General features: G+C 43.8%; 20 protein-coding genes. 18 read left to right on the plus strand and 2 right to left on the minus strand.

Annotated elements, in window-relative coordinates; all coding sequences use genetic code 11:
- Nucleotides 1–205 precede the first annotated feature (205 nt).
- The gene (locus D1970_RS10925) at nt 206–1,267 is read left to right on the plus strand and encodes a glycosyltransferase family 4 protein (RefSeq protein WP_119112908.1); all 1,062 of its coding nucleotides are present in this window, start codon (nt 206–208) and stop codon (nt 1,265–1,267) included.
- Nucleotides 1,268–1,342: 75 nt separating this feature from the next.
- Here D1970_RS10925 and D1970_RS10930 read toward each other — a convergent pair whose 3' ends face one another.
- Both D1970_RS10930 and D1970_RS10935 read right to left on the minus strand, forming a co-directional pair.
- Nucleotides 1,343–2,377 (minus strand): LCP family protein, encoded by a 1,035-nt coding sequence (locus D1970_RS10930; RefSeq protein ID WP_246370193.1) that lies wholly within the window; start codon nt 2,375–2,377, stop codon nt 1,343–1,345.
- Nucleotides 2,378–2,501: 124 nt separating this feature from the next.
- Nucleotides 2,502–3,143 (minus strand): YigZ family protein, encoded by a 642-nt coding sequence (locus tag D1970_RS10935; RefSeq protein ID WP_119112909.1) that lies wholly within the window; start codon nt 3,141–3,143, stop codon nt 2,502–2,504.
- 535 nt (nt 3,144–3,678) lie between these two features.
- On the opposite strand from D1970_RS10935, the gene D1970_RS10940 reads away from it, so the two are divergent.
- From D1970_RS10940 to flaG, 17 genes are all read left to right on the plus strand, one after another.
- A complete protein-coding gene (locus D1970_RS10940) occupies nt 3,679–4,824 on the plus strand; it encodes a sensor histidine kinase (RefSeq protein ID WP_119112910.1) in 1,146 nt (381 codons plus the stop codon).
- Between the two features lie 123 nt (nt 4,825–4,947).
- Entirely contained in the window at nt 4,948–5,670 is a 723-nt protein-coding gene (locus D1970_RS10945; protein ID WP_119112911.1) for a response regulator, read from the plus strand.
- A gap of 262 nt (nt 5,671–5,932) precedes the next feature.
- Nucleotides 5,933–6,088, plus strand: a complete 156-nt coding sequence (sda, locus tag D1970_RS10950) for a sporulation histidine kinase inhibitor Sda (RefSeq protein WP_246370194.1) — start codon at nt 5,933–5,935, stop codon at nt 6,086–6,088.
- A gap of 137 nt (nt 6,089–6,225) precedes the next feature.
- Nucleotides 6,226–7,065: a fatty acid kinase binding subunit FakB gene (fakB, locus tag D1970_RS10955; protein WP_119112912.1), complete on the plus strand. Its 840-nt coding sequence runs from the start codon at nt 6,226–6,228 to the stop codon at nt 7,063–7,065.
- 1,237 nt (nt 7,066–8,302) lie between these two features.
- Nucleotides 8,303–9,814, plus strand: coding sequence for an ATP-dependent helicase ComFA (locus D1970_RS10960; protein WP_119112913.1), 1,512 nt, complete (start codon nt 8,303–8,305; stop codon nt 9,812–9,814).
- 18 nt (nt 9,815–9,832) lie between these two features.
- Nucleotides 9,833–10,543: a ComFC family protein gene (locus D1970_RS10965; protein ID WP_119112914.1), complete on the plus strand. Its 711-nt coding sequence runs from the start codon at nt 9,833–9,835 to the stop codon at nt 10,541–10,543.
- 123 nt (nt 10,544–10,666) lie between these two features.
- The gene (locus tag D1970_RS10970; protein ID WP_119113040.1) at nt 10,667–11,059 is read left to right on the plus strand and encodes a TIGR03826 family flagellar region protein; all 393 of its coding nucleotides are present in this window, start codon (nt 10,667–10,669) and stop codon (nt 11,057–11,059) included.
- A 143-nt stretch (nt 11,060–11,202) separates the two neighbouring features.
- Nucleotides 11,203–11,472, plus strand: coding sequence for a flagellar biosynthesis anti-sigma factor FlgM (gene flgM / locus D1970_RS10975; RefSeq protein WP_119112915.1), 270 nt, complete (start codon nt 11,203–11,205; stop codon nt 11,470–11,472).
- Between the two features lie 54 nt (nt 11,473–11,526).
- A complete protein-coding gene (locus tag D1970_RS10980) occupies nt 11,527–12,003 on the plus strand; it encodes a flagellar protein FlgN (protein ID WP_119112916.1) in 477 nt (158 codons plus the stop codon).
- 43 nt (nt 12,004–12,046) lie between these two features.
- On the plus strand, nt 12,047–13,567 hold the full coding sequence (flgK, locus tag D1970_RS10985; protein WP_119112917.1) for a flagellar hook-associated protein FlgK: 1,521 nt from the start codon (nt 12,047–12,049) through the stop codon (nt 13,565–13,567).
- Between the two features lie 10 nt (nt 13,568–13,577).
- Complete coding sequence (gene flgL / locus D1970_RS10990; protein ID WP_119112918.1) at nt 13,578–14,495, plus strand: flagellar hook-associated protein FlgL; 918 nt, start codon at nt 13,578–13,580, stop codon at nt 14,493–14,495.
- Nucleotides 14,496–14,602: 107 nt separating this feature from the next.
- Nucleotides 14,603–15,193, plus strand: coding sequence for a DUF6470 family protein (locus D1970_RS10995; protein WP_119112919.1), 591 nt, complete (start codon nt 14,603–14,605; stop codon nt 15,191–15,193).
- Nucleotides 15,194–15,208: 15 nt separating this feature from the next.
- Nucleotides 15,209–15,637 carry a flagellar assembly protein FliW gene (gene fliW / locus D1970_RS11000; RefSeq protein ID WP_119112920.1) on the plus strand — a complete coding sequence of 143 codons (429 nt, stop codon included), beginning with the start codon at nt 15,209–15,211 and terminating at the stop codon, nt 15,635–15,637.
- 6 nt (nt 15,638–15,643) lie between these two features.
- Nucleotides 15,644–15,868 (plus strand): carbon storage regulator CsrA, encoded by a 225-nt coding sequence (csrA, locus tag D1970_RS11005; protein WP_119112921.1) that lies wholly within the window; start codon nt 15,644–15,646, stop codon nt 15,866–15,868.
- Nucleotides 15,869–16,015: 147 nt separating this feature from the next.
- Nucleotides 16,016–16,849, plus strand: a complete 834-nt coding sequence (locus D1970_RS11010; RefSeq protein ID WP_119112922.1) for a flagellin N-terminal helical domain-containing protein — start codon at nt 16,016–16,018, stop codon at nt 16,847–16,849.
- 125 nt (nt 16,850–16,974) lie between these two features.
- Nucleotides 16,975–18,204 (plus strand): flagellin lysine-N-methylase, encoded by a 1,230-nt coding sequence (gene fliB / locus D1970_RS11015; RefSeq protein ID WP_119112923.1) that lies wholly within the window; start codon nt 16,975–16,977, stop codon nt 18,202–18,204.
- A gap of 443 nt (nt 18,205–18,647) precedes the next feature.
- Nucleotides 18,648–19,010, plus strand: a complete 363-nt coding sequence (flaG, locus tag D1970_RS11020) for a flagellar protein FlaG (RefSeq protein WP_119112924.1) — start codon at nt 18,648–18,650, stop codon at nt 19,008–19,010.

Below are 19,010 nucleotides of genomic sequence, written 5' to 3' on the forward strand. Positions count from 1 at the left end.
ATATTCCCGATTACGAGCGATATATTCCCGATTAGGTCCCAGTTATTCCCGTTCATCACTCATTTATTCCAAGTAGCTGTATCCTGATTCCGTATATGTGATTTAATGTAAAAATCTCACCCTTATGCCCCGGATTACTTTCCAACCGTAAATTTTTTGGTTCTTTTTGTCATGATTGGATACGCTAAGATCAAGGAGGATGGACATGTTGTATTTCACCTTGATTTTATGCTTTTTTTTTTCCATGTTTCTTACCCCGCTGGTGAAGAATCTTGCTATAGCCTTGGGCGCAATCGATCGCCCGAATGAGAGGAAAGTACATGAACGCCTGATACCGAGGATGGGGGGCGCTGCCATATTTGCAAGCTTCATTGCTGGCATTCTTATCCTCAGGCCGGAAAGCCCCTATTTATTGCCGTTCATGCTGGGTGCCGCCATTATTTTTTTTGTAGGAATCATGGATGATTTAAAGGAGCTCTCCCCAAAAGCAAAGTTGGCAGGACAGCTTGCTGCTGCTCTTGTCATTGTTTTTTTCGGGGATTTAAAAATAGAATATATCAACATGCCATTTGGGGGCCAGTGGAATTTAGGGCTGTTCAGCATTCCCTTGACCGTGTTCTGGATCATTGGTGTGACAAATTCAATCAACCTGATTGATGGTTTGGACGGGCTTGCTTCCGGCGTCTCGTCCATTGCCTTTATAGTGATGGCAGTCATGGCTTTTATGATGGGCGATGCTTATGTTTATGCTGTCAGTTTGCTACTGCTTGTGTGCACGCTCGGTTTTTTGGTCCATAATTTTCATCCTGCCAGCATTTTTCTGGGGGACACTGGGTCTCTTTTTCTCGGCTTCATGATTTCAATTCTGTCGCTGATGGGCTTTAAAAATTTAACGTTTATTTCATTGATTGTTCCAATCCTGATCCTTGGCGTTCCCATCTCAGATACGCTGTTTGCTATTATTAGGCGGATTACGAACAGGGAGCCGATTTCAAGTGCCGATAAGTTTCACTTACACCACAGGCTGCTCCACTACGGATTTTCCCATCGGCAGTCCGTACTGATGATCTATCTGTTCGCCTGCATTTTTGGGATAATGGGGATTATGGTTTCAAGAAGTGATTTTCATGGTTTGAATGTTTTCCTCCTTATAACTATTTTATTGATTGAATTTTTCGCGGAAAAAATTGAATGGGCCGGAAAGAGATTCAAACCGATTATTAAAACGATGGACCTACTATTTCCTTCATTAAAAAATAAGAGCTAGTCAGAAATAAAAAAAACTGATTTTAAGAAGAGCCTGAATGTAAAAGGCATCTGCTTAAAATCAGCATTTATGTTTTTAATAATTGCTTTCGGTATCTTCGCTCTCAGTTCCATCACTCCTGTCGGAACTGAGACTTGAAAGTGCCAGGTGGCTCTTGAACATGCTTGAAAGCTCGATTAATTTCTGTTCGTCCAACTGGTAATAGTAAACGTCATCGATATAGGCATCTTCGCCTTCCATTGTCAGCGATTCAATGTCAATGCCTTTTGTAGCGTAGTCATAAAGCGATAGCAACTCGCCAAATTCCATATTGGTTGTGATATTATCGCCAAGGGCTTCCATGACGTCACCGTATTTGGTGAGTGACCCTGCTGAGATCGCTTTGTCAATGATGGCTTTCAGCACGAGCTGCTGCCGCTTGCCTCTTTCGATATCGTTGTCAATCTTCCTTGTTCTTGCCAAAGCAAGAGCTTCCTCTCCATTCAGCTCTTGTACGCCTTTTTTCAGATGGATGGCATCGCCTGTGTCTTTGCTGTTTTGTTCAGTGAATTCCACAGGTACATCGACTTTAATTCCGCCGAGAGCTTCAACAACATCAATGAATGCATCAAAGTTCAATTTAACAAAGTAATCAACTGGGATATCGAACATTTCTTCCACAGTTTCAATCGTTCCTTCTTCTCCGCCATAAACATGCGCATGTGTGATTTTGTCACGCTTTTCTTCGGCTGGGATGTACACATACGAATCACGCGGAATGCTGACCATTTTTACCGTTTTATCATCTTTGTTGAAGGTAGCGAGAATCAAGGCATCTGTTCTGGTAGCTTTGCCTTGGTCCCTCGTTTTGCTATCGTCGACGCCCATGATCAGCATGGAAATATTGTCATGCTTCGGATCGACCTTTTTAAATCTCTTCGCAGATTGGTCGCCGCGGCTTAATTCAACTTTGGATAATCCAAGAACATCGGCGGCTTTCGTATAGAGATAGGCACCATAACCTAGTCCGCTTAGAGTCAACATGAAGATTGGCAGGAAAATGAAAAAGAAAACTCTTCTCCGCCTCTTTTTCTTCCTTATCAGACTGCTGTTTCGTGATCTATTGTTCAATGTAAATTCTCCTTTTGGCTCAATTTGAATCTGATTTTACATTTTCTGTATACTTTTATTTAAGCTAAACTACAGTATACAACGAAAAATGCAACCCCGCTATCACATTTGTCATACTTTGTCGTCAAGGTTGGGAAATATTTTTTTCCAAGTAAAGCTCCTGGCCGGCTTTTGTTTGCCCCTGCCCGTTTGTCAGTTCGACCATCCACTCAATAAAGGACTGTGTTTGGCTTTCTTCGACAAATGTTTCAATTTCTACTTTTTCAAGGTAGTGAATTTCCTTTATTTCAAAAATAGAGGAGCGAAGTGCGTTTTCAATTTTCCCAAGCAGGGTATACTCTAATGTCGTGTGCATAATTTTCATCAGTTTTCTTTCCACGATTCCGGCGGCAGCCACTCCTTCTGATGCGGCTTTGCCGTATGCCCTGATGAGACCGCCCGCGCCAAGCTTGATGCCTCCGAAATAACGGGTAACAACTACAACTGTGTCTTTCAGCTTTTTCTTTTTAAGGACTTCAAGGATGGGGACGCCTGCCGTTCCGCCTGGTTCGCCGTCATCATTGGCCTTCTGGATTTGGTCATGTTCGCCGATGAGATACGCTGAGCAATTATGTGTCGCGTTCCAATGCTGCTTTCTGATTGTCATGATGAAATTTTGTGCGGCCTCTTCTGTTTCCGCACGGGTTACGTGGGAGATGAAGCGGGATTTCTGGATGAGGATTTCGCATTCACCAGGGCCTTTAACAGTCAGGTAATGTGGGAGCAATTTTGCCGCTCCTTTCTATAAAGAAAGTCTATCAGGGAAGGCTGCCATCTGGTTTCGAATGATAGAATGGGAGCAATGCCCTCCGGAATTCTCATGTCTAATGAATAAAGACGTTGAGCTATGCAATTTAGATTCCAATTTTCATTATAAATCGACAGAGTCTGCGGGACAATCTTAAGTGGCAATGTAATAAAACTTTAATATAAGTAGACAGACAGGATGTTATAATGAAAGCGTCTTAATAATATAGACCTTATTTTGACATAATTGAGGAAGGGTCCCAAGAATCCCGGACTGCAAGAGAAAGATTTGGCAGCATGATATTTCAACTATGAAGAAAATCATTTCACTTTAAAGGAAGAATTTCATGGATTTTCCTGTTAAAATCCTAGGATATATGACATGAAAGATGGAAATATTGTTATGCCTTTTTACCGAATTTATGGCATATCACAATTTTTCCAAGTATGAACCATAGTATCCAGTGATTTTTCAAGCTAGAATATTATCATGCGCTGCCTATGGGGGAATATGTATGGCCTTAAAAAAAATGGATACTAAAGCGCTTGACCACATCCTTGAAAGCATGATAGATACAGTCGAGAGTTCAAAGGACGAAATCTTCAGGATTGGGGAACAGTGCCGGCATGATTTCGCAGATATCACTTCCGAACTAAAGGAAGTCAAGCGGCTGGTCGCTCATATCATTAATGAAGGAGACAAGGTGGAGCTTCAGGTGCGGTTTGCCCGGAAGCGACTTTCTGTAGTCAGCAAACATTTCAAGGATTATACAGAAGCAGAAGTCCGCCAGGCATATGAAATAGCACACAAGCTGCAAATGGACTTGACGATGAGCCGCCAGCAGGAAAAGCAGCTCCGCGAGCGGCGTGATGATTTGGAGCGCAGGCTGGTCGGCCTAAGCGAGACAATTGAAAGGGCCGAGCATCTTGTTTCACAAATATCCGTAGTCATGAATTACTTGATGAGCGATATTAGGGAGATGGGCGAAGCACTGGAAACTGCCAAGCAAAAGCAGGATTTCGGTTTGAAAATTATTGAGGCCCAGGAAGAAGAGCGAAAACGGCTGTCACGGGAGATTCATGATGGACCGGCCCAAATGATGGCAAACGTGATGATGCGTTCCGACCTAATAGATAGGATCTTCAGGGAACGCGGATCAGAGGAAGCCCTTCAGGAAATTCGAAGCATGAAAAAAATGGTCCGTTCGGCATTATATGAAGTGCGAAGGATCATTTATGATTTGCGCCCGATGGCTCTTGATGACCTTGGTCTTGTGCCTACCCTCAGAAAATACCTGCAGACAACCGAAGAATATCATAATCACACAAAAATATCTTTTTCTAATATGGGACAGGACAGGCGCCTGCCGACAAAATATGAGGTGGCCCTTTTTCGACTGATTCAGGAGTCGGTCCAGAACGCCTTGAAGCATGCCCAAGCCACTCACATCCAGGTGAAAATTGAGATCAGAAAAGATGCGGTCTTGGTTGTGGTGAAGGACAATGGAAAAGGATTTGATATTCATAAAAAATGTCCTGAATCTTTTGGTATTATGGGGATGCAGGAAAGAGTGGAGCTTCTTGAAGGCGATTTGACCATTGATTCTAAGATTGGTTCAGGAACACTTGTAATGATTCAAGTCCCGCTTGTCAGTGGATGATGGAACGAACAAGAACGCCCGGCAGCCCGGCAGCCCGGAAAACATTAAGCCTGCAGCTTTTGTAAAAAGCCTGCTGCCTGGTTAGAAACACAGGCCAAAAAAACCGTGCAGGGAGAAACGTTTATGAATAGAGACAGAAGGTTAAGGGAGGCGAATGTATTGACAACTAAGATTGTCATTGTAGATGACCACCAGCTGTTTAGAGAAGGGGTAAAGCGGATTCTTGACTTTGAGGATTCGTTTGAAGTTGTAGCCGAAGGTGATGATGGCAGCCAAGCAATCAGCCTTGCAGAAGAATACGGACCCGATGTTATTATTATGGACATCAATATGCCGCACACGAACGGTGTGGAGGCGACCCGACAGCTTATTGAGAAATATCCTGATTCAAAGGTAATCATCCTATCCATTCATGATGATGAAAACTATGTCACACATGCATTAAAGACTGGTGCAACTGGATACCTTCTAAAGGAAATGGATGCAGATGCTTTGATTGAAGCCGTTAAGGTCGTTGCGGCCGGTGGTTCTTACCTGCATCCGAAGGTGACGCATAATCTTGTAAAAGAATATCGCCGCCTTTCTGTAGATGAAGCAGCATCCACCAGCCAGTACATACCGAAAGTGGAAATTAGAAGGCCACTGCATCTGTTGACCCGCCGTGAGTGCGAGGTACTCCAAATGCTGGCAGACGGAAAAAGCAACAGAGGTATTGGAGAATCACTGTTTATCAGTGAGAAAACGGTTAAGAACCATGTGAGCAATATTTTGCAAAAAATGAATGTGAATGATCGTACGCAGGCAGTTGTTTTTGCCATTAAGAATGGCTGGGTGGAAGTCAAGTAAACCAGTCCTGCCTAAAACAGGCGGGTAACGGTGAAGCATTGATGAAGGCTCGCCTCCGTTTTTTGGAAAAAGCAGTAACCCCCATCCAGCTTGTCTAAATTAACCGATTTTTACATATGTTTTTAGTTAGGCACATTGGCCTTTTACGGCTGATGTGCCTTTTTGTGCTTTTTTTGAAATTTTCGCAACAAAAGTCATATGATAAGGTTGTCTGATGAATTTTCTGTGATATAATTTTCTAAATATATAAAGGAGTGCAGTGATGATGACAAAATTGGGTGCGTTATCTGACGAAGAATTGTATTACGCCTACCAAAAAGCCATCAGCCTGGGTCTTGATGAAGAATTTATCTTGATGCTTCTGGAAGAGATGGAAATAAGAGGTTTGAAACCTAAAAAACAATACATATTAAATTAACTGGCGCGCAGGCTACTAGACCTGCGTGTTTTTCTTTTTTAGGGTAATCCACCAAATTAATGCATTTTGATTAGAATTCATTTAAAATGGTGGTTGTACATATATTAGTCAAAAAGATTAAGGATGGTAAATATATCATGAAAACGGCAGTCGTTACGGATAGTACGGCATATATACCGAAGGAATTGCGGGAAAAATGGGATATTAAACTAATCCCTCTCAGTGTGATTTTTGGAAATGAGACATACAGGGAAGAAATAGATATTACCGCAGGGCAGTTTTATGAAGAGGTTAAGCATCAGGCGCTGCCGACAACTTCCCAGCCGCCGACGGGACAGTTCGTCGAGTTGTTTGAGAGTCTTGCGAAGGATTACGACGCGGTCATCAGCATCCATCTGTCCAGCGGAATCAGCGGGACATACCAGGGTGCCGTTGCTGCTGCGGGAATGGTGGACAGCATAAAAGTGTATCCGTTTGACTCGGAAATCAGCTGCATGGTCCAGGGGTTTTATGCCCTTGAAGCAGCCGGGCTGGCTGCACTCGCGAGGGGTCCGGAGGAAATCATGGACCGCCTTGCCGAGATGAAGCAGTCGATCCGTGCCTATTTCATGGTGGATGATTTAAGCCATCTCCAGCGCGGCGGCCGGCTGAATGGTGCCCAGGCGTTCATTGGCAGCCTGCTACAAGTGAAGCCGCTCCTTCACTTTATCGATAAGAAAATTGTCCCGTTTGAAAAAGTGCGGACGCGCAAAAAAGCGATGAACCGCGTGGTCGAGCTTCTAGGTGAGGATGCCGGGAGCGGAGAGGACTACCGTGCTGTCATCATCCATGCAAACCGTAAGCAGGAAGCGCTGGACTGGAAGGCAGAGCTTGAGGCAGAGTTTCCCAATGTTGAATTTATGCTAAGCTACTTCGGTCCCGTCATCGGCACCCACCTGGGCGAAGGCGCCATGGGCATGGGCTGGTACAAGAAGTAAATACGATTTTATGCGCCATCCCGGAGTTGCTTAGGGATGGCGTTTTTTTCGGAAGGAAGGGATCGTTGTTGGGGAATAAGTAAGGTATTGACGATGATTTTTTTTGAGGATGATGTGATTTGATTTTTCCATATTGATTCTGGGCTGGGGAATAAATACAGTTAAAAGGAATAAACGAATGGTAACCGGGAATATATCACGTGTAACCGGGAATATATCACGCGCAATCGGGAATATATCACGTGCAACTGGGAATATATCACGTGTAACCGGGAATATATCACGCGTAACCGGGAATATATTATATCACGCGTAACCGGGAATATATCACGCGCAACTGGGAATATATCACGCGCAACCGGGAATATATCACGTGCAACTGGGAATATATCACGTGCAACTGGGAATATATCACGCGCAACCGGGAATATATCACGTGTAACCGGGAATATATCACGCGCAACTGGGAATATATTACGTGCAACCGGGAATATATTACGTGCAACCGGGAATATATCATATCACGTGCAACCGGGAATATATCACGCGCAACCGGGAATATCACGCGGAACCGGGAATATATCACGCGCAACTGGGAATATATCACGTGTAACCGGGAATATCACGCGGAACCGGGAATATATCACGCGGAACCGGGAATATATCACGCGGAACCGGAATATATCACGTGCAACTGGGAATATATCACGCGGAACCGGGAATATATCACGCGTAACCGGGAATATATCACGCGTAACCGGGAATATATCACGCGCAACCGGGAATATATCACGCGCAACCGGGAATATATCACGCGCAACTGGGAATATATCACGTGCAACTGGGAATATATCACGTGCAACCGGGAATATTCGGTACCCAATCGGCAATAACTCACCTACAATTGGGAATAAATCTTCTGCGGGTGATGGAGGATTTATAATGATGAGTCTGGGACACTGCCCGGTTCTAGGAAAAATAAGCCTGTTAAATACGAAATAAGTATTTTTTCGTGAAAAACCAGTGTATGTAACTAAAAAAACTCCAATTCAACCAAAAATCAAATATTTCTGTTCACAGTAATTCTCCATGATTGTATATTGTCATCTTTTCTTAATATTTATCCGTAGAATGTAGTAGGAAACTTGAGAGATTGAGAGAATTTTGACTAATAAGTTTTGTAAAAAAAGGAGGCAGGAAAAATGTTGCTGTTTTACTCCAATATCGGAGGATTTTTATGAGATTTGCTGTTATTGGCCAGAAAGTTGTCCCCGAATCTCTACTGAAATCCCCTTCACCCACTCTTCCTATTTCAAAAATCTCTTCAATCCCCACACCGCAGCAAAACTTGTCTTTCCACTTCAATCCTGAAATCCAAGCAGTCCTGCAAGGCAAACAGCTTTTAATGGATGACTTGCCTTTCTCGCTGGAAGAAATCCAGGAGCATTACGAAAATGGCTGGCTAACATACCGTAATGGAATAGAATTTCATGGAAAAACAGTTCTGTGCCAGCGATGCGGCAACAGCGACAGCAGCTGGTTTGCAAGCTTTCCGTGCGCGCGCTGCGGTGAGAGCTGCATATATTGCCGAAGGTGCCTGATTATGGGGCGAGTGAGTGCCTGCACGCCGTTGATTGGCTGGAGGGATCCCGATGCTGATGGACGTACCAATATCGCCATCCTGTCTTCCATGAAACTCCTGCAATGGACAGGTTCACTCTCTGACGGCCAGCGGGAAGCATCAGGCCGAGTAGAGCAGGCCGTCATCAGCGGGCAGGAACTCCTGGTCTGGGCGGTGTGTGGGGCTGGAAAAACTGAGATTCTTTTTAAAGGAATTGAACAAGCCTTGGCAAGAGGCCAACGCGTTTGCATTGCAACACCAAGGACGGATGTTGTACTGGAACTGACTCCGCGCTTGAAAGCTGTGTTTCCGGAAATTCCTGTCGCCTCCCTGTATGGCGGCAGCGAAGACCGCCACAATCATGCCCCGCTCACCATTTCGACAACACACCAGCTGTTTCGCTTTTACCACGCATTCGACACGCTCATCGTTGATGAAGTCGATGCCTTTCCATTCTCTGTTGATGAAACGCTGCGTCATGCCGTGAAAAATGCCAGAAAGCCGGAATCTACGGTCATTTATTTAACAGCTACGCCGAGCCGGAGCTGGCAGCGGGAATGCAGGCTTGGAAAGCGGGCTTATGTTACAATTCCTGCCCGTTTTCATCGTCATCCCCTTCCCGTACCCGAACTGATATGGTGCGGCAACTGGGGGAAACAGCTGGAGAGAGAAAAATTGCCTGACAATGTCATCCGCTGGGTAAAGATACGGCTTGATGCCGGAAAGCAGGCACTAGTTTTTGCCCCGAAAATTGAACTCATGAAAAAGATTCTTACCCGCCTCAGAAAGCTGCATCCTGACATAGAGTCTGTTTACGCGGAAGATCCCGACCGGAAAGAAAAAGTGATGAAAATGCGGAACAAAGAAATTCCACTCCTTCTTACCACGACCATTCTCGAACGAGGTGTTACTTTCCCTGATATTGATGTTGCTGTGATTGGAGCGGAGGCAGAGATTTTTACAGAAAGCGCACTGGTTCAAATTGCCGGGCGCGCCGGCCGGAGTGCTAGCCACCCAACGGGCGATGTGACTTTTTTTCACTATGGCAGGACGGAGGAAATGCTGCGTGCCAAAAGGGTGATTGAAGAAATGAACAGGGAAGCCACAAAGCGCTGCCTGCTCGATTGAAGAAAGGGTGCTTTCGATATGAACCTATTTTCGCCAAAACGATGTCTTATCTGCCATGGAGAGATAGAAGCAGAAATTTCCTGGCGAAGTATTTTTCTTAATAGAACAAAGGAAGAAGCAGTCTGCCGGAAATGTGAGTCCATGCTTCTTCCGATTGAGGGGGAAAAATGCACTGTTTGCGGGCGGGAGCTTGATCTCTCGTTTTGTGAAGGAAGTCTTTGTCTTGATTGTATCCGCTGGGAAAAAGACGAAAGCTGGAGGGGCTGTCTTGAGAAAAATATTTCGCTTTATCATTACAATGATTTTATGAAAGAAGTGATTGCCCGGTTTAAGTTTCGCGGCGACTATTGTCTTGCGAGTGTATTTGCAGGAAAGTTGAGGTCGGTGCTGAAAGGGATTCCAGGCGATTACATCGTCCCCATCCCGCTGAGCGCCGAAAGATTGTACGAGCGGGGCTTTAATCAATCCGAAGCTTTGATTGTTGGTGCGGGTTTAAAGCCTGTCCCTCTCCTTGCAAGAATCCATTCCGAGAAGCAATCGAAGAAGACGAGAAGAGATCGTATCCATCTCCCGCAAGTATTTCGTCTGGAATCTCAAGAAAAATTAACCGGTAAAAATATTGTACTCGTTGACGATATATATACTACAGGCTCAACACTGCGACATGCAGCACGAATATTAAAAGAAGCCGGGGCAGATAAAGTCAGCTCGCTGACAATCGCACGGTGACTAAGCAAGGCGTGCGACGTGCTTTATCACACCACCGCGCCGGGGGTCAGGCACGGTTTGGGAGTGTGATGTTTTACTGCGTCACCGCAAATGGAGTGAGAAGGGGGTCAGGCAGTGAATTTAATGAATTGTCCCGCCTGCGGGGAAATTTTTGTTAAAAACCAATTTCGGGATGTTTGTGGGAACTGTTGGAAAGAACAAGAGCAAGCATATGATGTTGTTTCGAAATATATGAGGAAGCGTGAGAACCGGGCGGCCACCATTTTGCAGGTAGTGGAAGCCACTGGCGTGGATGAGGAACTGATTTTGCGGTTTGTGAAGACAGGGCGGCTGCAAATCGCCCAATTCCCGAATCTCGGTTATCCTTGTGATAAATGTGGAAGCATTATACGGGAAGGCAGAATATGCGGAAGCTGTGCAGCTAAGATGAGAGAAGAACTCGACCAGTTCAACAAGGAAGAAGAACGGAAAAAGCAGATCCAGAGAAATCCAACTTTCTTCTCGAAAAAGTCTTAAGAAAATAACCGGGACTTATATCATGAATAAGAAAATAAATGATGGGCCTAAAGGTTTGTTTTTGTCTACTTATTAAACAAATCAGCCGGATTTGCCGATATAATCAGTAGTATATACGGACGGAATGAAAGCGAGGTATGTTTATGAAGATTAATAATAACGCAGGCCCTGCAGGCATCAACCCATACTTGAGGGCGAAAAATAAAATGGACAATATTGAAAAGAATCTCGGTCAGCAGACTGACAAAGTTGAAATTTCTTCAGCTGCAAAAGAAATGCAGCAAATGTCCCAAATTGCCGTGCAGCGCCAGCAGCGCGTGGAAGAATTAAAGAATCAGGTGCAAACTGGAGCTTATAAGCATGATTCAAAAGAAACGGCAAAAGGTTTGCATGATTTCTTTTTTAAAAAGTAAGTGAAAAGCTCGTCTCCTGACGAGTGTTTCTTTTTGCCATGAAGGAGGGATTCCGTGTCTATAGAACAATTGCAGCCTGTGTTGGAGAAACTCCTCAAATTGCATAAAAGCCTTCTGGAGCTATCGGACAGGAAAACAGGAATCGTAAAAAAAGGGGACATGGACTCCCTCAAAAGCATCATAAAAGAAGAGCAAGTCCATATTGCAGCAATCGAAAAGCTTAACCAGGAGCGTTCAAGAATAGCTGCCGCAAGCTTTCCACACATGGAAAATGCCTCTCTTACCGAGCTTGCGGGAATGGCTGGCGGACCACGTCAGAAACAGCTCCTAGAGATACGGGAAGAACTGATAGAGGTCATCAGCAGAATTAAAGAACATAACCGTCTGAACCAGCAGCTAATTAACCAATCCTTGCAGTTTATCAATTTTTCCAGAAGCCTTGTCATGCCGCAGCAGGACAACTACAATTACGGACCGCCGAAGGGTAAGGCAAAATCAGGCGGACAGGGGCTATTTAACTCAAAAGCATAGCAAAAAACAAAACACATCTATTCAACGCTTGGAGGAACGAAATATGCGTTCAACCTTTATGGGTCTGGAAACGGCACGCCGCGGCATGTTCACGCAGCAGGGCGCTTTGCATACAACCGGACATAACATCGCCAATGCCAACACGCCAGGCTTTACACGGCAGAGAGTAAACTTCGTACAGACAGATCCTTATCCGCCAGCTTCCCTGAACCGGCCGCAACTCCCGGGACAAATCGGAACAGGTGTGGAAGCCGGCTCGGTCCAAAGGGTCAGGGAAGGCTTCCTTGACGTCCAGTACCGCAGTGAAAGCAATAAATTCGGTTACTGGCAATCACGTGCCGAATCATTGCAAAAGCTTGAAGAAGTCATGCATGAGCCATCCGATTCAGGGCTTTCTGCGACAATGAATGAGTTTTGGCAGGCTCTGCAGGACCTTGCTGTCAACCCGCAAAATCCAGGAGCAAAATCGGTCGTAAGGCAGCGGGGGATTGCCCTCTCCGAAACGTTCAACTATCTGCACAATTCTCTTTCCTCAATCCAGACGGATTTGAAGAATGAAATTGATGTGACTGAGAACAAAATTAATTCTATCCTTTATCAAGTCAGCCAGATAAACAAGCAGATTGGCGAAGTGGAGCCGCATGGCTATCTTCCGAATGACCTTTACGATGAGCGTGATCGCCTTGTTGATGAGCTGTCAACGCTTGTAAGCGTCAAGGTTGACTATACGAAGCCGGGCGGGAACCCGAGTGCCCTAGCAGAAGGTCAGGCAGTCATCACACTAGTTGATGGTTCGGGTAATGAACTTGCCAAGCTTGTGAATGGTAGTGAGATCAAGGAATTCGACGTAGACTTTTCAGGCGCTGATGGCTCTGTTAAATCAGTGACAGTAGGCGGAGTAAGCTATGATTTCACCAAGTCCGAGGGTAAGCTGAAGGCATTGATTGATTCCTACGGATTTGAAAAAGATGGCAAAGCGGCCGGCGTGTATCCGGATATGCTGGCAGAGCTGGATAATCTGGCCTACACGTTTGCCACTGAGTTCAATAAGGTTCATCAGGCAAATTTAAGCCCTAACGAGATTGCAAATGGCCCACAGGATATTCCGTTTTTTTCCGTTGATGGTGGCCGGAAAGGTTATGCTGGAAAAATGGCTATTGCATCGGAAATTTTAGCTAATGTCGATAATATCGCGACAGCAGATCCATCCAATCCGTACCTGGGCGATTCCAAGGGTATTCTGGACCTTGCCAATGTCATCAATAATAAATTTACCTATGGCGAAAATGGTGGCGGAGAAGCGAACTTCAGGAGTTATTATGAAGGTGTCATTGGTGAGATGGCCGTCCTGTCCCAGCAGGCTGATAGGCTTGCCTACAACAGCGGTTCACTGAAGGATGCGGTCGATACAAGGAGACAGTCCGTAAGCGCGGTTTCTCTTGACGAAGAAATGTCCAATATGATCCAGTTCCAGCATGCCTACAATGCTTCGGCCAGGATGATTTCCCTGACCGATGAGCTTCTTGATAAAATCATTAACGGCATGGGAACCGGAGGAAGATAGGTGAAAGCAAATGCGGATAACCCAATCGATGGTTTCAAACAACTCGCTTAAGAATCTGAGTGAAAGTTACCGAAGAATGGATAAATACCAGGAACAGCTGGCAACAGGGAAAAAAATCACAAGGCCGTCCGATGATCCTGTCGTGGCGATGAAAGGGATGTTTTACCGTTCCAATCTTTCCGAGGTAGAGCAGTTTAAGCGGAACCTTTCAGAATTATACTTATGGATGGAAAATTCCGAAGCTGGCATTGAGCAGACAAACAAGGGTCTCCAGCGCGTGCGCGAGCTCGTTATCCAGGGGAAGAACGGTACGCTGAACCCTGAGGATAAAAAAGCTGTTGCGACTGAAATTGAGCAGATTCAGAAGGATATTGTGTCCATTGCAAATTCACAAGTCGCTGGCCGGTATATTTTCCATGGAACTGATACTGATCATCCTCCGGTTGCAGATGGTATACCTCCGCAAGTAGCGGCTAATATCAATGATCCAAATATACAAAACTATAATGTAGAAGTGTCCAGGGGAGTTTCCCTGAAGGCGAATATCAATCCGTCAAACGTATTCGGCCAGGAGCTTTTTGATACACTGACAAAAATTCAGGCTGCCATGGATCCTAGCAGTGAAGCAGCTCAAAAGTTTGATCCAGCAACACTCAATTTTGACGACTTGCTAAAAGACCTAGACAAGGCAATGGGCAGTTTGTCCTCCGAACGTTCTGAGTTGGGCGCCCGGTACAACCGGCTTGAGATGGTGGACGAGAGGATTGCCCATCAGGAAGTGATGGCCAACCGTGTTCTTTCTGATAATGAAGACGCTGATGTTGAACGTGTCATCGTTGACCTGAAAGTGCAGGAAACCGTCCACCGTGCAGCACTAGGCGTGGGTGCGCGGATCATCCAGCCGACATTGATGGACTTTTTGCGATAAGCTATTTCCAGTGGGAATAGCTTTTTTTCTTAATTGTTAGCTTTAGCACCCAGTGATTTGTGTTCTTCGCTATACGGGTGTTTGCGCTTTTCTTAGGAGGAAACTATATGCAGCTACCGCAAATAAGATTGGAATCGACGTTTGCCCAAACACAAATCCAGACAACGCCGGCTGTGCTGGAGATTGAGCAGCCTGGCCCTGAAATGAGCATGGAACAGCCTCAGGCAGAGCTCCAGATTGAGCGAACGCCGTCAAGAATGACGATTGACCAGACAAAAGCACGGGAAGACATGGATTTAAAGTCTATAAGAAGTCGTATAGAAGAAGCAGCCGACCGCGGCTATGAGGACTGGCTGGCAGGCATTGCCCGCCGCTCTCAGGATGGCGACGAGTTAATGATGATTGAGAACCGTGGAAATCCGATAGCCGAGCAGGCAAAGCGGAACAGCGAATCACCTCTCTACGAGTTTAATATTGGCTGGATCCCTTCGGCAGGAAGTGTGAAAATAGATTATGATCCAGGCAAAGTGGAAATCAGGGCAAAAGCCAACAAGCCAGTGATTTCCATAAAAGCGAATAAGGCAAGTGTCAGTTATACACCGGGAAAAGCTGAAGTGTCCTTGAAAAACTATCCTTCATTGAAGATTGATTTTGAGAACCTGAAATTTGTGGGCAACAACTACGAACAATCCATTTAAAGGAATGATGTATGAATGAAAATCCTGACGAGGTATCATGGCGAGACGGAAGTCAGTGAGATAATAAAGTTTGAAAAGGGTATCCCTGGTTTTCCAGATGAAAAAAAATTCACCCTGCTTCCGTTATCGGAGGATGGGGTATTTATGGCATTGCAATCCATTAACACTCCCGGGTTGGCTTTTATCGTAAGCAATCCGTTTCACTTTTTTAAAACCTATGATTTTCAGCTGGAGGATTCAGCAATTGAAGAACTGGGAATAGAATCGGAGCAAGATGTAGTTGTGTATTCGATCCTTACGGTGGAAGATCCGTTTGCAAAAACAACAGCCAATCTGCAGGCGCCAATAATTATCAATGGTAAAAAGCTGAAGGGGAAGCAGATTATTCTGCATGGTGAGGAGTACAAGACGAAGCACGCAATTTTTGGAACAGCGAAAGGGTGAGCATGGATGCTGGTATTAACCCGGAAAAATGGAGAAAGCATTAAAATTGGAGACGAAATTGAAATCACAATTCTGTCTTCGAAAAATGACCAAGTCAAAATTGGAATCAAAGCGCCGAAAAACGTGGAAGTGTACCGCAAGGAAATCTATGACCTTATCACGAGCGAAAATCAGCACGCTTCCAAAGATATCAGCAGCCTGCTTCCATTCATAACTAAAAATAAAGAATAAACTTTTTTTCCTGAAACTATTAAACAATCCTCCAAAGGGTCGATAAAACTATTGTAAGGGTGAAAGGGCGGCCGACCGGCTCACCCAAGCAAATAAACCATTGTCCACATGGATGTGGACAACCTAATTCAAGGAGGAAAACAAATCATGAGAATCAATCACAACATCGCAGCACTGAACACACATCGTCAGCTTGGTAGCGCAAACAACGCACAAGCAAAATCAATGGAGAAATTAGCTTCAGGTCTTCGCATCAACCGTGCTGGAGATGACGCAGCTGGTCTTGCTATCTCTGAAAAAATGCGTGGTCAAATTCGTGGCTTGGACATGGCTGCTAAAAACTCACAAGATGGTATTTCTTTGATTCAAACTGCTGAAGGCGCTTTGAACGAAGTTCATTCTATTCTTCAACGCCAAAGAGAGCTTGCTGTACAATCAGCTTCTGACACTAACGTGGCTGCAGACCGCACAGCATTAAAAGATGAGTTCCTTCAATTGACAACAGAAGTTAAGCGCATTACTGATACAACTCAATTCAACACAATGAACCTGTTAGATAAAACTGCAGGTACTTCAGGTGTGATTAAACTTCACATTGGCGCCAATAAAGACCAAGTTTTCGATCTTAAATTAGATACTGCAGGCGTTGATTTGACTGCTGTAAATACTGCTCTAGGTACTGCGGATATTTCAACCCAAGCAGCTGCTGAAACAGCAATTGACGCTCTTGACACTCAAATTGCTTCAGTTTCTTCAGGCCGAAGCTACCTTGGTGCAGCTCAAAACCGTTTAGAGCATACTATTAACAACCTGAGCACTTCTTCTGAAAACCTGACTGCTGCTGAGTCTCGTGTTCGTGATGTGGACATGGCGAAAGAGATGATGGAGCAAACAAAAAACAGCATCCTTTCTCAAGCAGCTCAAGCTATGCTTGCACAAGCTAACCAAGCACCTCAAGGCGTGCTTCAACTGCTTCGTTAATAAAAGTTAAAAGGGAATGAATCTTTCATTCCCTTTTATTTTTTTGTAAGTTGATTTTTCCAAAGAGACAACAAATCATTAGTTTTCTCTTTGGAAAAATTACACTTCATTAAGGAGAAAGATCAATGACAACGAGATTAGTTGAAATGCTGATTCCAGAATATATTAAGCAGTTTAATTGCATCGGTGCAGCATGTGAAGACACGTGCTGTTCAGGATGGAGAGTAATTATTGATGAAGAAGCGTATAAAAAATATAAAAAAGTAAAAAGGCATGAAATAAAGTCCAGGTTAGAAAAAAACATAATTCGAAACCGGTCCAATCCAAATAAGAACAACGCAGCGAAAATGAATATGGAAAAAGGAAGATGCTCCTTTTTAAGTGAAGAAGGCTGGTGTGATATTCAATCACAATTAGGCGAAGATTACTTATGTAATACATGTGCAATATATCCAAGAAGAATGAATAAAATTAATCATGTGATTGAGCAGTCTTTAACAGTCTCCTGTCCTGAGGCTGCAAGGCTAGTATTGCTGAATGAAAACGGAATTAATTTCATACAGGGTCAAGAAGCGGTATCGATTAGGGGACTTTCCAGTGTGGTTAATACCAGCAAGGAAACAATTACGCATTGGAAGGACTGTCTGGATGAATATCGATATATAACGATTCTAATCTTGCAAAATAGGAATTATCCCCTTGCAGAGCGTCTGCTTATTTTGGGAATGTTTTATAATGAATTAGAAGAATGTATAACCAGCAATAATTTAAGCAGGATTCCTGATTTATTGGGGGAATATTTGCAAAGTGTGGAAGATGATACATTCAAGGGAGCGTTTGATGATATTTCCAACCGCCTCGATTTGCAACTTCAGATTTGCAGGGAATTAGTTGTCCTTCGTCTTGGTGATGGAATCGCTTCTTCAAGATATTTGGAATGTTCAAGGGATATGATGCAAGGTTTAAAAATAGAGACAAATTCAACAGATAAGGAAATAAAAGAAGCTTACGAATATTCTTATGCAAAACATTATTTACCATTCATACAGGAATACGAGTATATCCTTGAAAACTATTTAGTAAATTATGTGTTTAAAAATTGTATGCCAATCGATTGTGTGACTCCATTCGAAAGTTATACAAGGATGATTTTACATTATTCTTTAATCAAGCTGCATCTAGTGGGGATGGCAAACCAATACGAAGGGTTAACACTCGATCTCGTCATTAAATTACTTCAATCTATGTCCAAGGCTTTCGAACATAATCCTACGTATTTTGAAAAGATAATGGGATTGCTAAAAGAAAATGGAATGGTAAGCCTTGGCTATATGTCTATTTTGGTGAAAAATTAATTTTTTAAATTGAAGCTGATATCTGAGGGTGATGCACCGTTCATTGACTTAAAACGGCTTGGTATCTCCAGATTTCGGATAGATAAAAAGTTCAATTATGATAGCTAAAGAAATGATTAAACAAAGGTCAACTGATGTTTTTGCTAACGTAGCTAATGACTTTTGCGCTTATCGTTTGGAATCAGGCGGGCTGCCCAAAGAAGGGGGGCATGCCTCTTTTTTGTGTACTTATTAAAGAACCTGATCAGGTGTTTTCTGTTTAAGTGAACTGGCTGGGTGATAGAAATATATTTTCAATACTGTACCACTTTTTTTAATCGTTCATTTGTACGGAAGAGCATGGAATGTTTCTTTACAGCATATTTTAACCTGTTAAAAAATACTAAAGAACAAAAAGAAGATACCGATATAATAACTATAGATAATATACGGGGGAAACTACGATGATAGACAAACTTTCAGCTAACAATATTATTTCCTCACAGCATAGAATTTCAGAAAGCATTGGAATGCATTCAGGCAAGATTGAAGAAATTTATAGTGGCCTGCCACAAGATGAGCGGGCGCAGGAAGGGATGCTTCCTAGAGAAAAGGTTGAAGAAATTGTTGAGGGTTTGAATGATTTTGTCCAGGCTTCCCTCACTTCAATCAGGTTTGAATTTCATGAGAAGCTGCACGAGTATTATGTAACGGTTGTTGATACTGAGACGGATGAAGTGGTGCGCGAGATTCCACCTAAGAAAATGCTTGATATTTATGCTGCGATGACGGAGTTTCTAGGACTTATGGTTGATAAAAAAATTTAA

The organism is Mesobacillus zeae, from assembly GCF_003570705.1.
GTDB classification, from domain to species: Bacteria; Bacillota; Bacilli; order Bacillales; family Cytobacillaceae; genus Mesobacillus_C; species Mesobacillus_C zeae.

Excerpts from the sequence above, each read along its gene's own strand:
- D1970_RS10925 (WP_119112908.1), top strand. The coding sequence starts at position 206 with ATGTTGTATTTCACCTTGATTTTATGCTTTTTTTTTTCCATGTTTCTT.
- D1970_RS10940 (WP_119112910.1), top strand. The coding sequence starts at position 3,679 with ATGGCCTTAAAAAAAATGGATACTAAAGCGCTTGACCACATCCTTGAA.
- D1970_RS10945 (WP_119112911.1), top strand. The coding sequence starts at position 4,948 with ATGAATAGAGACAGAAGGTTAAGGGAGGCGAATGTATTGACAACTAAG.
- sda (WP_246370194.1), top strand. The coding sequence starts at position 5,933 with ATGATGACAAAATTGGGTGCGTTATCTGACGAAGAATTGTATTACGCC.
- fakB (WP_119112912.1), top strand. The coding sequence starts at position 6,226 with ATGAAAACGGCAGTCGTTACGGATAGTACGGCATATATACCGAAGGAA.
- D1970_RS10960 (WP_119112913.1), top strand. The coding sequence starts at position 8,303 with ATGAGATTTGCTGTTATTGGCCAGAAAGTTGTCCCCGAATCTCTACTG.
- D1970_RS10965 (WP_119112914.1), top strand. The coding sequence starts at position 9,833 with ATGAACCTATTTTCGCCAAAACGATGTCTTATCTGCCATGGAGAGATA.
- D1970_RS10970 (WP_119113040.1), top strand. The coding sequence starts at position 10,667 with ATGAATTGTCCCGCCTGCGGGGAAATTTTTGTTAAAAACCAATTTCGG.
- flgM (WP_119112915.1), top strand. The coding sequence starts at position 11,203 with ATGAAGATTAATAATAACGCAGGCCCTGCAGGCATCAACCCATACTTG.
- flgK (WP_119112917.1), top strand. The coding sequence starts at position 12,047 with ATGCGTTCAACCTTTATGGGTCTGGAAACGGCACGCCGCGGCATGTTC.
- flgL (WP_119112918.1), top strand. The coding sequence starts at position 13,578 with ATGCGGATAACCCAATCGATGGTTTCAAACAACTCGCTTAAGAATCTG.
- D1970_RS10995 (WP_119112919.1), top strand. The coding sequence starts at position 14,603 with ATGCAGCTACCGCAAATAAGATTGGAATCGACGTTTGCCCAAACACAA.
- fliW (WP_119112920.1), top strand. The coding sequence starts at position 15,209 with ATGAAAATCCTGACGAGGTATCATGGCGAGACGGAAGTCAGTGAGATA.
- csrA (WP_119112921.1), top strand. The coding sequence starts at position 15,644 with ATGCTGGTATTAACCCGGAAAAATGGAGAAAGCATTAAAATTGGAGAC.
- D1970_RS11010 (WP_119112922.1), top strand. The coding sequence starts at position 16,016 with ATGAGAATCAATCACAACATCGCAGCACTGAACACACATCGTCAGCTT.
- fliB (WP_119112923.1), top strand. The coding sequence starts at position 16,975 with ATGACAACGAGATTAGTTGAAATGCTGATTCCAGAATATATTAAGCAG.
- flaG (WP_119112924.1), top strand. The coding sequence starts at position 18,648 with ATGATAGACAAACTTTCAGCTAACAATATTATTTCCTCACAGCATAGA.